This is a genomic window from Ruegeria sp. AF1 (genome assembly GCF_056542125.1).
Window position 1 is genome coordinate 42,490 of sequence record NZ_JBQFZG010000005.1, and the last position, 18,136, is coordinate 60,625.

The following is an 18,136-nucleotide window of genomic DNA, read 5'->3' on the forward strand; positions in this document are numbered from 1 at the left end:
CGTCCCTGACGGAAAGGTGTGAATCGGTCGCACCTCTCCCGTTGTCTTTGGCCGCGTTAAAAACCATATTCCAGCGGGTAGATAAAGCAAAATGCTTGCGTCAAACAGACGCTATTTTTGATCTGGATCAAACCCGAAAGGTCGCTACCCATGCCTGAAGCCCCGTTTCGCCCCTTTGAGAGCGCCCTGCCGCAAGATGAAGCACTGGCCATATTGCGTTCGGCAACGGACGGGGCCGAGGATGGAGAGCTGTTTGTCGAGCGTCGGAAATCCGAATCTCTGGTGTTTGACGACGGGCGTCTTCGCACCGCGTCTTATGACGCATCCGAGGGGTTTGGTCTGCGCGCCGTTCAGGGCGAAGTGGCGGGGTACGCGCATTCGACTGATGTATCGATAGCCGCGCTGAAACGTGCTGCCGAGACCGCGCGACTGGCGGTTGGCGATGGAGGCGGAACGCTCGCCGAAGCCCCCCGGCCCACGAATACGCGCCTGTACACGGACGAAGACCCAATCGAATCTGCCGCCTTCCCGGTGAAAATCGAAACCCTGCGGGAGATTGACGCCTTTGCCCGCGACCTGGATCCGCGGGTGGTTCAGGTTAGCGCAATGATCGCAGCCGCCGTGCAGGAGGTGGAAATTCTGCGACCCGATGGTGTGATGGTGCGTGACGTGCGCCCCATGACGCGCGTGAATGTCTCGGTCATTGTTGAACAGGACGGGCGGCGCGAAAGCGGATCGGCCGGTGGCGGCGGGCGGGTTGGCCTAAGCGGGCTGATCGACCCGGCCGACTGGCAGGCCAAGGCGCGCGAAGCCCTGCGCATCGCGTTGGTCAATCTGGACGCGGTTCCCGCGCCTGCCGGCGTGATGGAGGTTGCACTTGGCCCCGGCTGGCCCGGTATTTTGCTGCACGAAGCCATCGGTCACGGGCTAGAGGGCGATTTCAACCGCAAGGGAAGCTCGGCCTTTGCCGGGCTGATGGGGCAACAGATTGCATCCAAGGGCGTGACCGTGGTGGATGACGGCACGATTGCCGACCGTCGCGGCTCGATCACTGTGGATGATGAGGGCACGCCCAGCTCACGCACCGTGCTGATCGAGGACGGCATCCTGACCGGCTACATGCAGGATCGGCAAAACGCCCGGCTGATGGGCGTTGCGCCCACGGGCAACGGGCGGCGGCAAAGCTATGCGCACAAGCCAATGCCCCGCATGACCAATACGATCATGTTGGGGGGCGACGCTGATCCGGCAGCTTTGGTGGCAGATATTAAAGACGGCATCTGGGCGGTTGGATTCGGAGGCGGCCAGGTCGACATCACCAACGGCAAGTTCGTTTTCTCGTGTACCGAGGCGTATCGGGTCGAAAACGGCAAGATCGGAGCGCCTGTCAAAGGGGCCACGCTGATCGGCGACGGGCCTTCGGCGTTGAAACGTATCCGCGGCCTTGGCAATGATATGGCATTGGATCCGGGTATGGGCACCTGCGGCAAGGACGGTCAATGGGTGCCAGTGGGTGTGGGTCAACCGACAGTGCTGATGGACGGGCTGACTGTCGGCGGGTCGGCAGCCTGAGTCGGAAGAGAAGCGCAACGGCAGGCGCAGGGTTAACCATACGCCACTTTGATTCGACAGCTTTCCAACCGGCGCTATTAATTTGAGCGCCGGTTGGAAAGTTTTCTTTTATTTACTTTCAGACACTTAACCGGTGCATTCCCCGAGAAATACAGATAAATCGCTGCTAATTATCTGCGATTCAGAGGCTGTTAACCCCCTGTCCCGTAAACCAGTTCTGCAATCAGGCGGAGCAACGGATGACCGAAGAGCAGCTTTCTTCCAATCACCCCCCACTCCCACCCACCACGGAAGAGGAACGGTTTTCGTGGCTTCGCCTGTTGCGCTCGCGCAAGGTCGGCCCGGCGACGTTTCGTCGGCTGATGCGCGAACATGGCTCGGCGCAGAACGCGCTGGCCGCGCTGCCTGAAATGGCACGCGCCGCCGGAATAGAAGGGTATGAAACCTGCCCTCCCGGCGTGATCGAGGCGGAACTCAGGGCCGCACAAGCCGCCAAAGCGCGGCTTTTGTGCCTTGGGTCCGCGGATTTCCCCGACGCTTTGAACGACCTATCCGATGCCCCGCCCCTGCTTTGGGCCATCGGGGATGTGTCGCTGTTGCAGAAACCGGCGATTGCGATGGTGGGCGCGCGCAACTGTTCCTCGTTGGGCGCGCGGATGGCGCGTGGTCTGGCGCGCGCCTTGGGCGAAAAGGGCCATGTGATTGTTTCGGGTCTGGCGCGCGGTATTGATACGGCGGCGCATATGGCGTCGCTGGACACCGGCACAGTTGCCGTCATGGCGGGTGGTGTTGATGTCATTTACCCGGCCGAGAACACGGAACTGGCGCATAATATTGCAACCAAGGGACTGCGGCTGTCGGAACAGCCGATGGGCGTGACACCTCAGGCCAGGCATTTTCCGCGCCGCAACCGTATCATCTCGGGCCTGGCCCAAGCTGTCGTGGTGGTTGAGGCAGCCGCCAAATCCGGAAGCCTGATCACGGCGCGTGACGCCCTGGATCAGGGGCGCGAGGTTCTGGCCGTGCCCGGCCACCCGTTCGACGCCCGCGCTGCCGGGTGCAACCTTTTGATTCGGGACGGTGCAACGCTGGTCCGGTCGGTGGACGACGTTGTCGAGGCCCTGCCACGGCACGGTGATCCGATCTTTGCAAAACCCGAGCTGCCACCTGCCAAGCAGCCACGGCCTGCCGCACAGGATTTGCAGGCGCAAATCCTTGAGCGGCTGGGACCTTCCCCCATCGCCGAAGACCAGTTGCTGCGCGATATTGCGGCCTCGGCAGGGGATCTGGGGCCAGCGCTGGTCGACCTTGAACTGGACGGACGAATCCAGCGCCAGCCGGGCGGGTTGTTGTCTCTGGCAAGCTGACTTGGATGGAAGGCAAGAATGCCCAGCCGAACGCTCTGCTTGCCAGTCGGCGCGGGTATCATGCTGAAATCACGTCGCTTTTCCGCCTGCCAAAGGAACGCATTGACAATCCCCGCTTGCCCCACACATTTTGCACCACCATAAAAGGCGCCAAATTCGTCGAGCGAGGTTTCCCCTTAAATGCCCGTAGTTGTTGTAGAATCTCCGGCCAAAGCAAAAACAATCAATAAATATCTCGGCCCTGACTACACCGTTCTGGCCTCTTACGGCCATGTGCGGGACCTGCCGCCAAAGGACGGATCGGTCGATCCGGACCATGGATTTTGCATGACATGGGAAGTCGGCAATGACAGCCGCAAACATGTAAAGGCCATCGCCGACGCGCTGAAAGAAGACAACGCGCTGATCCTCGCCACCGACCCTGATCGTGAGGGCGAGGCGATCAGTTGGCACTTGCAGGAAGCGCTGACCAAGCGCCGATCGATCAAGAAAGATACACCGGTCAGCCGGGTGACCTTCAACGCCATCACCAAAGAGGCGGTGACAGAGGCGATGAAAAACCCGCGCGATGTCGATATGCCCCTGGTCGAAGCGTATCTGGCGCGCCGCGCCTTGGATTACCTTGTTGGCTTCAACCTGTCACCGGTTCTGTGGCGCAAACTGCCCGGTGCAAAATCCGCAGGTCGGGTGCAATCGGTCTGTCTGCGCCTGATCGTCGAGCGTGAGATGGAGATCGAAGCGTTCAAGCCGGTCGAGTACTGGTCGGTCCGGGCCCTGTTCGAGACACCGCGTGGTCAAACCTATGAGGCGCGGCTGGGCACGTTGGCGGGCAAGAAACTGGACAAGCACGATCTGACCAACGCAACACAGGCCGAACTGGCGGTTCAGGCCGTCACCAGCCGCGCGCTGCGTGTGACTTCGGTTGAAGCCAAGCCCGCCGCGCGCAATCCAAGCGCGCCGTTCATGACTTCGACCCTGCAACAGGAGGCCAGCCGCAAATTCGGCATGGGCGCGCGCCACGCGATGCAGGTGGCGCAGCGCCTCTATGAGGCCGGATACATTACCTATATGCGAACCGACGGGATCGACATGGCCCCCGAGGCCGTGACGGCAACGCGCGACACCATCGCGGATCGATACGGTGCAGAGTATGTGCCGGACAGCCCGCGTATGTACAAAAACAAGGCCAAAAACGCGCAGGAAGCACACGAGTGTATCCGCCCCACGGATATGACGCGTGATGCAAAGGCGCTGAAGGTCACGGATGAAGATCAGCGCAAGCTTTATGATCTGATCTGGAAACGGACAATTGCCTGCCAGATGGCAGCAGCACGGTTGGAGCGCACCACGGTCGAGATTGGCAGTGATGACGGTCAAGTCGGTCTGCGTGCCACCGGTCAGGTGGTATTGTTCGACGGATTCATGCGCGTCTATGAGGAAGGCCGCGATGATGTCGCCGATGATGACGAAAAACGCCTGCCGCAGATCATGCAGGGCGACCCCGCGCGCTTTTCCAAAACTACGTTGCGCGATCAGTTTGCCAAGGCCACCAGCGAGTCGGACAAAGCCGCAATCATGGCAGATAACGAAGCCGTTCTGGCGTTGCAGCATCACACGCAACCGCCGCCGCGCTATACCGAGGCCACTTTGGTCAAGCGGATGGAGGAGTTGGGGATCGGACGTCCGTCGACCTATGCCTCGATCGTGACCACGATTCAGGACCGCGAATATGTGCGCAAGGACAAGAACCGGCTGATCCCCGAGGAAAAGGGCCGGATCGTCACTATCTTTCTGCTGAATTTCTTCCGCCAGTATGTTGGCTACGAGTTCACCGCGAATCTGGAAGAGCAACTGGATGACGTCAGCGCCGGTGATCGTGACTACAAGGATCTGCTGGGCAAGTTCTGGCGCGATTTCTCGGCAGCGATTGGCGAAACATCCGAACTGCGCATCTCGGAAGTGCTGGACAAGCTGGACGAAGCATTGGCGCCACAGCTTTACCCCCCGCGTGAGGACGGGTCCGACCCGCGCATCTGCCCGAAATGCGGTTTGGGGCAATTGCACCTGAAAACCTCGCGCACTGGCGGGTTCGTGGGCTGCGGCAATTATCCGGAGTGCAACTATACACGGCCCATCGCCGGTGAAGGCGCGGAAGGCGACGAACAATTGCTGGGCGAAGACGCCGGGGATGAGATCTGGCTGAAATCCGGTCGCTTTGGGCCGTATGTCCAGCGAGGCGAACCCACGCCCGAGAACAAAAAGCCGCCGCGCTCCTCGCTTCCACGCGGCTGGAGCAAGGATGACATGGATCTGGACAAGGCGCTGACGCTTCTGTCCCTGCCCCGTCAGATCGGTGAACACCCCGAAGGCGGCATGATCACAGCGAACTTCGGGCGTTTTGGCCCCTATCTGATGCATCAGCTGGCCGATGAAGCCAAGCCGGTCTATGCCAATCTCAAAGACCCAAACGATGTGTTCGAAATCGGTATGAACCGCGCCGTTGAGCTTTTGGCCGAGAAACGGGCCAATCCCGGCGGACGCGGGCGCGCCGCGGCAAAAGCTTTGAAAGACCTGGGCGAGCATCCAGACGGCGGCGCGATGCAGGTTCTGGACGGACGGTACGGGCCATATGTAAAATGGGAAAAGGTCAACGCGACCATCCCGAAAGACATCAAGCCCGAAGAGCTGACGCAGGAAATGGCCATAGAACTGGTCAATGAGCGCGCATCCAAGAAAGGCACCAAAAAAAAGGCTGCACCCAAAAAGAAGGCAGCCGCGAAGAAGACAGCAAAGAAAGCGGCTGAATAATCCGGACGTTCGACCGGGACATGTCACCAAACGCGCGGGCCGGTTTCTGAATAAAGGAACCGGCCTGCGTGTTTATGGACTGACGCGATACAGGATTGCGTTGTTCAGTAAAGGAGTTGAGACATGTTCAGAACCGCCATTCTTGTTGCGGCGATAGGCGTTGCGGCTGCCACGCAGGGCCAGGCCGCGCATCACGTCAAATCTGCCACAGCCGAAATCATCAACGCGCAAGGCGACGTCATTGGTCAGGCGAAGGCGACGCAAGGGCCCAATGGTGTTCTGCTGCACGTACGCGTCACTGACCTGCCGCCGGGAAAACATGGGTTACACCTGCACAGCCATGGTGTCTGCGAGGCCGGTGAAGGGTTCAAGACGGCCCAAGGCCATGTTGGCAAAGTTGAAGGCGCACATGGGCTGCTGAACCCTGAGGGCCCCGAGCCCGGCGATCTGCCCAATCTATATGTGGGACAGGATGGTGTGGGCGAGATGGAGGCCTTTACAAACCTTGTTTCACTTGAGGGTGACGGGAGCGCATTGCTGGATGCGGACGGGTCAACTTTCATCATCCACGAAGCTGGCGACGATCACATTAGCCAACCCATTGGCGGTGCCGGGGGGCGCATCGCCTGCGGAATCCTGATCGCCGACTGACACTATTGTAAGCTGAACTACCGTAGAAATACCTGAACCTTCTGGTTTCATTGACTTCCCCATGACGTGGCGGCAAAACCTGCCCATCACCATGTCATTGGGGGAGTTTTCCATGAAGAAAGTCTATGCCAATGCCGCCGAGGCACTCGATGGGGTGCTGACGGATGGCATGCTGATTGCCGCGGGCGGGTTTGGCCTGTGCGGCATTCCCGAACTGTTGCTTGCTGCCATCAGGGATTCGGGCGTCAAAGACCTGAGCTTTGCGTCGAATAACGCCGGTGTGGACGATTTCGGCATCGGCATCCTGTTGCAGACCAAGCAGGTCAAAAAGATGATCAGCTCGTATGTGGGCGAAAACGCCGAATTCATGCGCCAGTATCTGAGCGGTGAGCTGGAACTGGAATTCAACCCGCAAGGAACACTGGCCGAACGGATGCGCGCCGGTGGGGCCGGTATTCCCGGTTTCTACACCAAGACGGGCGTCGGCACCGTGATTGCGGAAGGGAAAGAGCACAAGGATTTCAACGGCGAGACCTACATCCTTGAGGAAGGAATCTTCGCCGATCTGGCCATCGTCAAGGCCTGGAAAGCTGACGACACCGGCAATCTGGTGTTCCGCAAGACCGCCCGCAACTTTAATGTGCCCGCAGCCACCTGCGGCAAGATCTGCGTGGCCGAAGTGGAAGAGATTGTTCCGCGCGGCTCACTGGACCCGGACAAGATCCACCTGCCCGGCATCTATGTGCATCGCATCATTCAGGGCGATCATGAAAAGCGCATCGAACAGCGCACCACCCGCAAGAAGGAGGACGCATAATGCCCTGGGACCGCAATCAAATGGCCGCACGCGCGGCAGAGGAACTGGACGACGGCATGTATGTGAACCTCGGCATCGGTATTCCGACGCTGGTGGCGAACTATGTGGGCGACAAGGACATCACTCTGCAATCCGAAAACGGAATGCTGGGTATGGGTCCCTTCCCGTACGAGGGTGAAGAAGACCCGGACCTGATCAACGCGGGCAAACAGACAATCACCGAACTGTCCCGCACCGCCTATTTCGACAGCGCTACGTCCTTTGCGATGATCCGGGGCGGCAAGATCGCTGCTGCGATCCTGGGTGCCATGGAAGTGGATGAGAAAGGCGACCTGGCAAACTGGATGATTCCTGGCAAGCTGGTGAAAGGCATGGGCGGTGCCATGGATCTGGTTGCAGGCGTTGGGCGCGTGATCGTGGTTATGGACCACACCAACAAGCACGGTGAAAGCAAGGTCCTGAAGGAATGCACTCTGCCACTGACCGGCAAGGGCGTCGTGGATCGCATCATCACCAATCTTGGCGTTCTGGACGTGGTCGAGGGCGGATTGAGGATCGTTGAACTGGCAGAAGGTGTCAGTGAAGACGAAATGCGCGCTGCGACCGAAGCGACAATCGTCGGCTGAACAAAAGAAAAGGCCCGCCGGAACGAGGCGGGCCTTTTTCAGTTTGAGGTCTGGAACACGCACCCATCTGAAATCAGATCCGGCGGTGTCGCGCACAAAGCCCGCGCGATCTGGAAAGCGGCCAGAACCTTGGGCACATAGTCTCGGGTTTCGGCATAAGGCGGCACGCCGCTGTGTTTACGCACAGCCCCCTCACCAGCGTTGTAACCGGCCAGAACCAAGATCGGATCATTTCCGAACTCTTCCATCAGCCAGTTGAGGTATTTCACACCCCCGGCGATGTTCTGCGAGGGTTGCAGACTGTCCTTAACTCCAAAGCGGGCAGCTGTGGCCGGCATCAACTGCATAAGACCCTGTGCACCGGCCGAACTGACGGCATCCGCGCGACCGGCCGATTCAACCGAAATGACAGCCAGCACCAGTGCTGGCGACACATTGGTTCCCACGGTTGATCGCAAAATCTCGATCCCACGTTCTTTCGCTATGTCTTGCAGCGATTGCAGCCGGGGTGATCTTACATTCGTCGCCGCCAGCGCGTTTATGGCAGCATCAAGCCGCCCGGCCCCGCCTTCATCAATGTGCGGTGAAATGCGGTCCCAGAATGCCTTGTACGACCCTTTAGGGTCAGGCGCGGCACCGATTCCCGGCACTGTGGGCTGAACCACTTTGGTTCTTGCTATGATTTCTGGAACCACCAGCTCCACCCCTGTGCTGGGGGCTGAGGGCTTGGCCGCGTGTTCCTCGGGTGTGATCTGAATGGTCACGCGAGGACGCTCACCCGGCTTGGGCGCTTTGATCCGCTTGTAAACTCCGCGCGGCTCAACCTCGGTCGCATACCCGGGTGCGACACCAGATAGTAGAAACGCCAGTACACCGGCGCATTGAAGTGCGTTCCGGAGAGTCATGTGCCTGCCTCATGTATTCTTTTTACGCGATTTGAACCGCGAATCTTCGCCCAAAGCCAGAAAAACAAAGCGAATTGGGGCAATTTCGCCTCATTTGGCGTAAATTTGCACCGCTGTGGAGCTCTTGGTGCGGATCAAAGAATTTTTTTTTATTTTATTTACAATGCTTTGCCCATTTAGTGACCAAAAAGTTAAGCCGCACGAAAAAAAATCTGTGTTTGGCCCAATTCCTGCCACGCACAACAGGCAAACATTAATCCATACCGAGACGGACATGAGCGGACTGAGAGAGAAAGCTCTGAAGAACGCCGAGGTTTGTTAAACTCTTTTTGATCCTTTAGGAGGGACGTAACATGATCAAGTTCATCAAGAACTTCCGCAAAGACGAAGACGGCGCAGTAACAGTTGACTGGGTTGTTCTGACCGCAGCAGTCATCGGCCTGGCAGCCGTTGCATACCAGCAGATCTCGGCTGGCGCGACCGGCCTGGCAACAGACGTGAACACCGCTCTGCAAGCATCGTCGATCAGCACCGGCAGCAACACCGCAACAGGTGGTATCACAGCTGCAGGCACCAACTAAGCCTTTGGTTTAGCAAGATTTCGAGACCGCGCCTTCAGGCGCGGTTTTTTTTGTTTCAGAAGTACCGGTACCTTCTGAGGCAAAGATTCAGGCTAATAGACATGACTCCGCGCGCCACACCACGAGCGCCACCGAATTAGTCACGCCCTTTTTCAGGTCTCACCGCAACAAGTAACACGTGAAAAAGTGCAGAATCTTAGATATTTCCACCAAAATCAACTTTTGGCCTGATTTCCGCCATCCGAACGAACCACTGTTGGGCGACGTTATGGGAAACACTGAATTGTCGTATTGGAGATAAGTAGATGCTAAAGTTCCTTACTCGCTTCAAATCGGACGAAGCAGGAGCGGTGACCGTTGACTGGGTGGTTTTGACCGCAGTGCTCATCGGTCTGTCAAGCGCGACCTACCTCGTCATCAGCTCAAGTGTTGATGGTATCGGCGGTAACATCAACCAAGCCATGAGTTCCTCTGTTGTCAGCACCGGCTCGAACACCGGGCCTGGCGGTCTCGTCACAGCGGGAACCAACTGAACCACAGCGAGTTTTCACATTCACGCGCCTTCCTGAGCTTGTTGGCGAACGTGTAGGGCAAATAAACGCGGCGACCTTTTGGGGCGCGGCGTTTGTTTCGTTGTTCTTCGTCTGGCCTGCCGCAAGGAAATGACAGCAGTCGTTTTGCGGAATTGTGCGAAAGCTGACGCAGAATCTAACAAGCAGACATTTTTGTCCCACATTTCGACACAATTTACATTTAACACTTGGGCTGTTTCAAAGTGGCCCTTTGGCCGCTTAGTATCCGGCTAAATAAGAAAGAGGTGCATGTATGCGAGCGGTATTCGGACTTGTCCTGATTGTCGGCGTTGCTCTGGCTGGGGGCGCCGTTTACATGGCGCGCAACTATATTGCGGCTTATCAAAGCGAATTGGCGCGGCAGAAACAAGCGGCAGAAGAAGCGCTGGCCAATGCCAAAGTCGATGTCATTCCAACGGTAACCGTTTACGTTTCAAATCGTGCGCTGAAATACGGTGAACGCCTGACGCAGGAGGACATTCGCGCCGTAGACTGGCCGGAAAACGCGATTCCCGCAGGTACATTCTCTGATCTCGCTGTGCTCTTTCCCGAAAGAGGCGCCAATGAGCGTTATGTTCTGAGGACCATGGAAAAGGATGAGGCGATCATGGAGGTCAAGATCACACAGCCTGGCGAATCGGCCGGTTTGACCTCTCGTCTTGAAAGAGGTATGCGCGCCTTTGCGATCAGCGTCGACGTGGCCTCTGGTGTTTCAGGCTTCCTGCGCCCCGGCGACAATGTCGACATCTACTGGACCGGGTCAAGCGGGACGGTAGAAGGGAATTCTGGCGGCATCACCAAACTGATCGAAACCAACGTTCAGCTGATCGCCGTCGACCAGACCGCTGGTTCGGACGTCGCAAGCGCAACGATTGCACGCACAGTCACGGTCGCAGCCACGCCGGAACAGGTCGCAGCACTCGCGCAGGCCCAGAACACCGGGCGGCTGTCACTGGCCCTTGTTGGGGTACAGGATGACTCTGTTGCGTCGGCAATCGAGGTGGATCAGCGCAAACTGCTTGGAATAACGGCAGCCGCTCCGGAACCGAAGGAAGAGGTTGAACAGGTCTGCACGACGCGCATCCGACGCGGTGGCGAGATTGTCAACGTGCCTATCCCCTGTACAAATTGACGCCAATTCAGAGTGTTACAAGATCGGAGCCGCATCTCAGATGCGGCTCTTTTCTTGTTGTTGTTGCCAATTCTCCACATAAGGAAAATTCCAGAAACCATTGATTATTGCAATAAATTCGGATTTCGCGCAGTCTCTCTGCACATAGGGCATAAGACCCAAAAAACGAGGCGTGATCGGAGAGGCAGGTCACATGACAATACGTTCCTGGATCAGCGCAACCCTGCTGGGGTTGTCGCTTGTTATGGGCCCGGTCGGCGATGCCGCCTGGGCTGAATCCCTTCGCGTGGTAAAAAAGGGCACAGTGGAAACGCTGGAAGTTCCGATGAACCGCGCGATTGTTGTGGAAAGCGAACAACCGTTTGCAGAGCTCAGCATTGCCAACGCAGGCATTGCGGATATCTCTTCGCTTTCGGATCGCACAATCTATGTTTTGGGTAAGGCCCCTGGCCTGACCACGCTAACACTGTTTGATGGCGCAGGAAATCTGCTTGCCAACGTACGTGTCCGGGTCTCGCCCGATGTAACCGAATTTAAAGAGCGTCTGCGTCAGATCCTGCCAAGCGAGCAAATCGAAGTACGCACCGCCAATGACGGCATCGTACTGTCTGGCACGGTTTCAAGCGCGGCCAAACTGGCCCGCGCACTTGAATTGGCTGAACGGTACGCGCCGGAACGTGTTTCGAATCTGATGTCCGTGGGTGGCGTGCAGCAAGTTATGCTGAAAGTACGCTTCGCCGAGATGAATCGCTCAGTCGCAAAAGAGCTTTCTTCAACGCTTTCAATTGCGGGCACTGATTTTGTCGGTGGTTTCAACCCGCAGAACCTTGTTCCCCCTGTCACCGTGGAAAATGGTGTCTTGTTGTTTGGCTTCGGGGTCGGATCAGCTCAGGTCAACTTGCTGCTGCAAGCCCTCGAGTCGAAGGGCCTTGTACGCAACCTTGCCGAACCGAACCTTTCGGCTCTGTCCGGGCAGGAAGCAACGTTCCTGGCTGGTGGTGAGGTTCCGATTCCGGTGCCGCAAGACGACGGTGTCGTGGCAATCGAGTACAAACCCTTCGGTGTCAATATGAACTTCATTCCGCGGGTTGTTGACGGCGACCTGATCAATCTTGAAATGGGCACATCAGTTTCGAGCATCGACACCAGCACGAACTTCACAATTAATGGAGACACCGTTCCCAGCTTTATCGTGCGGCAAGCCGAGACCACAATAGAGTTGCGCGACGGGGAAAGCTTTGCCATCGCTGGACTGCTTCAGGACAACTTTGTGGACCAGGTCAACCAAGTGCCGTGGCTGGGAGATGTGCCGGTTCTGGGGGCCTTGTTCCGCAGCGCTGATTATCAGCGTGAACAAAGTGAACTTGTCATCATCATCACGGCGCATCTGGTGACGCCGACGCGTGGCGAGGCGCTAGCCCTTCCCACCGATCGTGTCAAACCGCCCAGCGAATTTGACCTGTTCGCGAATGGTCGGGTTGCTCGTACACAGCGTCCCGGAGCCGGCGGAGCGTCCGAAGTAGCCAAACAGAATTTTGGCAGCTCGTACGGCTACGTCCTAGATTGATCAGGAGGATAGGACCAATGCAGAAGTGGATCATCACACTGGGTCTTACGGTCGCCGTTGCCGCATGTACGCGCGAGGTCGGATACGAGATCGATGCCGGAACCTTCGGAAACGCGACATTGAACAATATACAGGTTCAAAACGGCGAATTGACCTATGCTCAGATTCTCGGCCGCAGATTTGCCGCAGATGTACCCAGCCAAGTGAACTTTGCCTTCAACAGTTCGCAACTGGACGCATCAGCGCAAAGCATACTGTTGCAGCAGGCTGACTGGATCAAACAGTTCCCCGAAGCCAGATTCCGGGTTTACGGACATACAGATGCCGTAGGTTCAACCAGCTACAACAAAAGCCTTGGGCTACGCCGCGCACAGGCCGTCGTCGCGTTCCTTGAACGACAAGGCATCTCACGTTCACGTCTTGAAGCCGTTGTATCCTTTGGAAAAACGCAACCGTTGATCGCTACACCGAATCGAGATCGCCGCAACCGTCGGACGGTAACGGAAGTTTCTGGCTTTGTTGACCGTCACCCGCAACTGCTCGACGGAAAATACGCGAACATCATCTATCGCGAATACGTTGAAAGTGCGACGTGGAAGAGCGTGATCGAGAACGTATCAACAACAGATACGGCCAACTAGTGCCGCAGGCATTGGTGGATAATACAAGCAGAATGGGCGACATCGTCGCCCATTTCCCTACAATTGGTTCTTTTGCGCCCAATTCTTGCCCAACTTCAAAGCAACATTGTGAAAAATAGGGTGACCTGCGGCCAAATTTGACCGTATTGGGGCGACAGCACATCAATCTGGCGGAATTCGTTCATATGACATGCTGAGCCCTCACGACGAGGATAGTGTTTATGACCAGCGCAACGCCGCAAGACGAAACTTCTGCAATCCTGGCCTGCACCATAAGCCGGGATGTCCAGAATTTCGATCTTCTGATTGAAGACATGGAAACCATTCTGGGCGAGCGCTGGGGCGACTTGGGTTTTGCCGAAGCGCTGGCCTTTTTCAGCCAGCCAGAAGCCGAAGCGCTTGAATTCGTTGCATTGGCAATCGACGGGGAAGATGAAGACAACCTGTCATTGATGGGTGAAATCATCACGCGGGCCAAGGAAAAGAAAATCAAGGTCGTCCTGATCGCCGAGGACGTCACACCTGCTTCGCTCCACCAACTGCTGCGCAAGGGCGCGGACGAGTTTGTCCCCTACCCGCTTCCGGAAGGTGAATTGCAGGAAGCGGTAGAACGCATGAAGCAGCCCGATCCGGTTGTCATGGCACAAGCCGCAGCTGTTCCATTGGCAAATGGCGAATCAAAGGAAGGCGCTTTGTTCGTCGTTCAGGGACTTGCCGGTGGCGTGGGCTCCACGACTTTGGCGGTGAACCTGGCCTGGGAGCTGGCCTGTGCATCGGACAAGGATGCCCCGTCCGTCTGTCTGATCGATCTGGATCTGCAATACGGCACGGTTTCAACCTATCTGGACCTGGCGCGTCGCGAGACGGTGTTTGAAATGCTGTCCGACACGGATTCGATGGACAGCGAGGTTTTCTCGCAAGCCCTTCAAACATATGAAGAAAAACTGCAAGTTCTGACCGCGCCATCCGACATGGTGCCATTGGACCTGATTACGCCCGAAGACATCCAGCGCGTGATTGACATGGCCCGCACGCATTTCGACTATGTGGTTGTGGATATGCCCAAGACGCTGGTCTTGTGGTCGGAAACGGTCTTGCAGGCGGCACATGTGTATTTTGCAATGATCGAACTCGACATGCGGTCCGCTCAGAATGCCCTGCGCCTCAAGCGCGCGTTGCAGGCCGAAGAACTGCCCTTCAACAAGCTGCGCTTTGCGCTGAACCGAGCCCCAAAATTCACCGACCTGAACGGAAAAAGCCGCGTGAAACGCATGGGGGAAAGCCTTGGCATCTCAATTGACCTGCTGCTGCCTGATGGGGGCAAGCCTGTCATGCAAAGTGGCGACCATGGTTTGCCGCTGGCCAATTCAGCCGCCAAGAACCCGCTTCGCCGGGAAATCGCGAAGCTGGCCAAATCACTTCACAGCCTTGGCAGCAGCAGCGCTGAAGCTGCGTAACATCATCCCAAGGGGGGATCGCCGTGTTCTCAAGATATAAAAAACAGCCAGCAGCGCAGCCCGTCAAAGCGGCAGCGCAGCCGGTCGAAACGGCGGCACCCGCCGCACAAGCTGCCCCCAGCCCCGCAGCAACGGCCGTCGTACGTAAACCTCAGAAAAAAACGGCTGAGGTTGCCGGGGCCGATCGTGATCGAAAACGCAAGGAACGGCTGAGTGAGATCAAGATCGAACTGCATCGCGAGTTGCTGGAGAACCTGAACCTAGCGGCTCTGGAGACCGCAGCCGAAGCGGAGCTACGAGCCGAAATCAGCGCAATCGCCAGCGAAGTTCTGGAAACCAGGAACATCGTTCTGAATCGCGATGACCGATCGCAGTTGAACAAAGAACTGTACGACGAAGTAACGGGTCTTGGTCCGCTTGAGACGCTGCTGCAGGACGATACGGTCAACGATATTCTGGTCAACGGACCGCATCAGATATTCGTGGAACGTGCCGGTAAGCTGGAAATCAGCGACATCACGTTCAAGGATGAAAAGCACCTGATGCGGATCATCGACAAGATCGTGTCTGCGGTGGGCCGTCGTGTTGATGAATCCAACCCTTATGTTGACGCCCGACTGGCCGATGGATCGCGATTCAACGCCATGGTGCCCCCTATCGCGGTAGATGGGTCTCTGGTTTCGATTCGTAAGTTCAAAAAAGACAAGCTGGGTATTGATGATCTAGTCAGTTTCGGTGCGTTCACCGAGGAAATGGCTGCCTATTTGCAGGCTGCCGTATCAACCCGTCTTAATATCATCGTGTCGGGCGGTACCGGTTCCGGTAAAACGACCACACTCAACGCTCTGTCCAGCTTTATCGACGATGCCGAACGCATCCTGACCATCGAGGATACGGCGGAACTTCAGCTGCAACAAACCCATGTGGGCCGGATGGAAAGCCGACCGCCTAACGTGGAAGGCAAAGGTGAGGTCAGCCCGCGCGACTGTCTGAAAAACGCCCTGCGTATGCGACCTGACCGCATCATCGTCGGCGAGACACGCGGCGCCGAGGTGATCGACATGTTGCAGGCCATGAACACTGGCCACGACGGTTCGATGACCACGATCCACGCGAACTCGGCCCGTGACGGGATTTCACGTTTGGAAAACATGATCGCGATGGCCGGCATCGAAATGCCCATTAAGGCCGTCCGCAGCCAGATCGCAAGCGCTGTGAACCTAATCGTTCAGGCCAGCCGATTGCAGGATGGTTCGCGCCGGATGACCTCGATCACCGAGATTACCGGTATGGAAGGTGACGTGATTTCGATGCAGGAAATCTTTCGTTTTCAACGTGTTGGCCTGACACCTGACAACAAGATCATCGGTCACTTTACGGCAACTGGGGTGCGCAGCCACTATTCGGAACGCTTCCGTCTGTGGGGTTTTGATCTGCCCGCATCCATCTACGACCCAACCACAATGTAGGAGAACCGGGTATGCAATTGCCTATGGAGGCGATCATCTATGTCGCCATCTTTGTGGGGGTTCTTGCCCTGGTCGAGGGCATCTATCTGGTTGCGTTCGGCAAATCCATCAGTCTGAACAGCCGGGTCAACCGGCGTCTGGACATGCTGGAAAAGGGTGCCGGGCGCGAACAGGTTCTGGAGCAGCTGCGCAAGGAAATGCAGCAGCACATGAAATCACAGAGCATCCCTCTGTATTCGCTGCTTGCTGACAAGGCTCAAAAAGCCGCCATTGCGTTTTCTCCCCGTCAACTGATCATGATCATGGCGCTGGTCTCGGCCATGGCGTTTGTGGGTCTGAGCATCGGTACCGCGACAGACACAGCGCTGCGCGCCGCGATTTCAATCGCCATCGGTATTGGCGGCGTTTACGCGTGGGTGAACCACAAGGCCAAGAAACGTATGGGAATGATCGAAGAGCAGCTGCCTGACGCGGTTGAGCTGATGGTGCGTTCGCTGCGTGTGGGTAATCCTTTCGTTTCGACAATTCAGGTTGTTTCGAACGAAGTTCAGGATCCGCTGGGAACCGAGTTTGGTGTTATCGCGGATGAATGCGCCTATGGTCGCGATGTGGGCGAGGCGCTGAAGGATATGGCTGAACGTCTGGATATGCAGGATTTGCGGTTCCTCGCGGTTGCTGTGGGTATTCAGCAGCAGTCCGGTGGTAACCTGGCCGAAATTCTGGCTGGATTGGCACAGGTGATCCGTGCGCGGTTCCGCCTGTTCCGGCGTGTCAAGGCAATCACGGCCGAAGCACAATGGTCAGGCAAGTTCCTGTCTGGCTTCCCAATTGCGTGTCTGATTTTCATCCTGGTCAAGGACCCAGGGTATTATGACGAAGTGTTGGACCACCCCTGGTTCATCCCTGCGTGTTTCGTTGTCGGCATTTTGCTGACACTGAACCTGATCGTCATGAAGATCATCACCAACATCAAGGTCTGAGGGCAGCACAATGGAATTTCTGACCAACATCAATGATCTGCTGACTCAACACCTGGGTGAGTTCGGCCCCCTTATCGTGGTGGGTGTACTTGGCCTGATCATGGTTCTTGTCGCTGTCTCACTGATCATGAGCCAGCCGGAAGATCCTCTGAAAAAACTTCAGCGGTCGAATGCGGCCCCGCGGGCAACGAAAAAAAACAAGAAAGAGCAACTGCGAAACTCCAGTCGAAATGAGCAGCTTGAGAAATTCGCGACTTTTCTGGAGCCGAAAAACGAAGAAGAGTATTCGGCGGTTGAGCTGAAGCTGCGTCAGGCGGGATATCGGTCAAAAGATGCGGTCCGGTTCTTTCACTTTGCGCAGTTTTCGCTAGGTATCATTGGTATCGTTGTCGGTGTTCTGCTGATTACGGTCCTTTCAAACGGTCAGGAATTCACCGGTCAGCAAATGATGATCCGGGTGTTCGTGCCAGCCGCAATTGGTTATTTCGCCCCGAAATACTGGATCACACGCCGGGTCGAAGCACGCAAAGAGGCAATTACAGCAGGCTTTCCCGATACGCTTGACCTGATGCTGGTCTGCGTTGAGGCCGGACAGTCACTGGACCAGGCCATCGTTCGTGTGTCCGGTGAAATGAAATCCTCCTACCCCGATATCGCTCAGGAATTCGAAACCGTCGCACACGAGATGAAAGCCGGTAAGGACAAAGACACTGTATTGCGCGACTTCGGAGTGCGCTGCGGCGTACAGGACGTAAACTCATTCGTCACCGTGATGATCCAGTCGGCAACTTTCGGTACATCCATTGCCGAAGCATTGCGGGTTTACGCCTCTGAGATGCGTGACAAACGCGTGATGCGCGCCGAGGAGGCTGCGAACAAGTTGCCTACGAAGATGACTCTTGTCACAATGATGCTGACAGTTCCGCCACTGCTGATCATTCTGGTCGGCCCGTCGGCGAATGTCATTTCAACTTTCGGGCGCGCAGGATGA

Annotated in this window: 16 protein-coding genes; 15 read left to right on the plus strand and 1 reads right to left on the minus strand. The window is 56.9% G+C overall.

Annotated features, from left to right (window positions below; genetic code table 11):
• The first annotated feature begins 150 nt into the window (after positions 1-150).
• From tldD to ACR0BK_RS09605, 6 genes are all read left to right on the plus strand, one after another.
• Positions 151-1,572, plus strand: coding sequence for a metalloprotease TldD (gene tldD, locus ACR0BK_RS09580; RefSeq protein WP_267363048.1), 1,422 nt, complete (start codon positions 151-153; stop codon positions 1,570-1,572).
• Positions 1,573-1,811: 239 nt separating this feature from the next.
• Entirely contained in the window at positions 1,812-2,939 is a 1,128-nt protein-coding gene (gene dprA, locus ACR0BK_RS09585) for a DNA-processing protein DprA (protein ID WP_480554471.1), read from the plus strand.
• A 180-nt stretch (positions 2,940-3,119) separates the two neighbouring features.
• Positions 3,120-5,747 carry a type I DNA topoisomerase gene (gene topA / locus ACR0BK_RS09590; protein WP_480554472.1) on the plus strand — a complete coding sequence of 876 codons (2,628 nt, stop codon included), beginning with the start codon at positions 3,120-3,122 and terminating at the stop codon, positions 5,745-5,747.
• A 123-nt stretch (positions 5,748-5,870) separates the two neighbouring features.
• Positions 5,871-6,398: a superoxide dismutase family protein gene (locus ACR0BK_RS09595; RefSeq protein WP_480554473.1), complete on the plus strand. Its 528-nt coding sequence runs from the start codon at positions 5,871-5,873 to the stop codon at positions 6,396-6,398.
• A gap of 112 nt (positions 6,399-6,510) precedes the next feature.
• Positions 6,511-7,215 carry a CoA transferase subunit A gene (locus ACR0BK_RS09600; protein WP_209505579.1) on the plus strand — a complete coding sequence of 235 codons (705 nt, stop codon included), beginning with the start codon at positions 6,511-6,513 and terminating at the stop codon, positions 7,213-7,215.
• A complete protein-coding gene (locus ACR0BK_RS09605) occupies positions 7,215-7,841 on the plus strand; it encodes a 3-oxoacid CoA-transferase subunit B (RefSeq protein ID WP_480473704.1) in 627 nt (208 codons plus the stop codon). Before ACR0BK_RS09600 ends, ACR0BK_RS09605 begins: the two co-directional genes overlap by 1 nt.
• A gap of 38 nt (positions 7,842-7,879) precedes the next feature.
• Here ACR0BK_RS09605 and ACR0BK_RS09610 read toward each other — a convergent pair whose 3' ends face one another.
• Positions 7,880-8,746 carry a lytic transglycosylase domain-containing protein gene (locus ACR0BK_RS09610; RefSeq protein ID WP_480518854.1) on the minus strand — a complete coding sequence of 289 codons (867 nt, stop codon included), beginning with the start codon at positions 8,744-8,746 and terminating at the stop codon, positions 7,880-7,882.
• Positions 8,747-9,099: 353 nt separating this feature from the next.
• On the opposite strand from ACR0BK_RS09610, the gene ACR0BK_RS09615 reads away from it, so the two are divergent.
• The 9 genes from ACR0BK_RS09615 to ACR0BK_RS09655 all read left to right on the plus strand — a co-directional run bounded on the left by ACR0BK_RS09615 (position 9,100) and on the right by ACR0BK_RS09655 (position 18,136).
• Positions 9,100-9,327 (plus strand): Flp family type IVb pilin, encoded by a 228-nt coding sequence (locus ACR0BK_RS09615; protein WP_171724432.1) that lies wholly within the window; start codon positions 9,100-9,102, stop codon positions 9,325-9,327.
• A 305-nt stretch (positions 9,328-9,632) separates the two neighbouring features.
• On the plus strand, positions 9,633-9,860 hold the full coding sequence (locus tag ACR0BK_RS09620) for a hypothetical protein (protein ID WP_480518852.1): 228 nt from the start codon (positions 9,633-9,635) through the stop codon (positions 9,858-9,860).
• 292 nt (positions 9,861-10,152) lie between these two features.
• Positions 10,153-11,031 (plus strand): Flp pilus assembly protein CpaB, encoded by an 879-nt coding sequence (cpaB, locus tag ACR0BK_RS09625; protein ID WP_480518850.1) that lies wholly within the window; start codon positions 10,153-10,155, stop codon positions 11,029-11,031.
• 193 nt (positions 11,032-11,224) lie between these two features.
• Entirely contained in the window at positions 11,225-12,598 is a 1,374-nt protein-coding gene (locus ACR0BK_RS09630) for a type II and III secretion system protein family protein (RefSeq protein ID WP_480554475.1), read from the plus strand.
• Between the two features lie 17 nt (positions 12,599-12,615).
• Entirely contained in the window at positions 12,616-13,239 is a 624-nt protein-coding gene (locus ACR0BK_RS09635) for an OmpA family protein (RefSeq protein ID WP_480554477.1), read from the plus strand.
• Between the two features lie 221 nt (positions 13,240-13,460).
• Complete coding sequence (locus tag ACR0BK_RS09640) at positions 13,461-14,696, plus strand: CpaE/TadZ family protein (protein ID WP_480518844.1); 1,236 nt, start codon at positions 13,461-13,463, stop codon at positions 14,694-14,696.
• Positions 14,697-14,719: 23 nt separating this feature from the next.
• Entirely contained in the window at positions 14,720-16,165 is a 1,446-nt protein-coding gene (locus tag ACR0BK_RS09645) for a TadA family conjugal transfer-associated ATPase (protein ID WP_480473713.1), read from the plus strand.
• 11 nt (positions 16,166-16,176) lie between these two features.
• Positions 16,177-17,145, plus strand: coding sequence for a type II secretion system F family protein (locus tag ACR0BK_RS09650; RefSeq protein ID WP_480518841.1), 969 nt, complete (start codon positions 16,177-16,179; stop codon positions 17,143-17,145).
• A gap of 10 nt (positions 17,146-17,155) precedes the next feature.
• Positions 17,156-18,136: a type II secretion system F family protein gene (locus tag ACR0BK_RS09655; RefSeq protein WP_480518839.1), complete on the plus strand. Its 981-nt coding sequence runs from the start codon at positions 17,156-17,158 to the stop codon at positions 18,134-18,136.